The sequence below is a fragment of the Paracoccus sp. SY genome (assembly GCF_002901215.1).
In the GTDB taxonomy this organism is placed as follows: Bacteria; Pseudomonadota; Alphaproteobacteria; order Rhodobacterales; family Rhodobacteraceae; genus Paracoccus; species Paracoccus acridae.
Genome location: NZ_NWMQ01000190.1, coordinates 1 through 602 on the forward strand (window position 1 = coordinate 1; position 602 = coordinate 602).

Below are 602 nucleotides of genomic sequence, written 5' to 3' on the forward strand. Positions count from 1 at the left end.
CGCAACAGGAAGGCCCGGCTGTGTGATAGCTTGATATGCGCCATCTGAAGCTTGGTGCGCTCGTCCGTCAGATGGCCGTAGTCTTCGCTCCAGTCGAACTGGAAGGCCTCTCCCGGTCGGAAAGACAGCGGCACAAAGGTGCCGCGGCCCGTGGTCTGCTGTTCCCGCTGGCGATCTGTCCGCCAGTCCCGCGCAAACGCCGCAACCCGGCCGTAGGAGCCGGTAAAGCCCAGCTTGACCAGATCGGCATGCATCTGCTTCAGCGTCCGCCGCTGCTTGCGCGACTTGCCGGCCTCCGTCTTCAGCCAGCCGGCCAGCTTCTCGGCAAAAGGATCAAGCTTGCTTGGCCGATCCGGGGTGGCAAAGGACGGCTCGATCGTTCCTGAGTTCAGATACTTCTTGATCGTATTGCGCGACAGGCCGGTGCGACGCGCGATCTCGCGGATTGGCAACTTCTCCCGCAGCCGCAGCTTCCGGATCACGTTCAAAAGTCCCATGTGGATCACTCCGTAAACCCCCTCCGCTCTTCGCGTCGGGGAAGGGTCACATGGGTCAAATCTCAATGGAAATTATGGGCCTGCCTGGGTCACTTCTGGGTGGAA

Annotated in this window: 1 protein-coding gene; it reads right to left on the reverse strand. The window is 61.3% G+C overall.

The features are described from left to right. A partial coding sequence (locus CK944_RS22500; RefSeq protein ID WP_146038782.1) for a helix-turn-helix domain-containing protein occupies nucleotides 1-497 on the reverse strand: 497 nt, incomplete at its 3' end. Nucleotides 498-602: the final 105 nt, after the last annotated feature.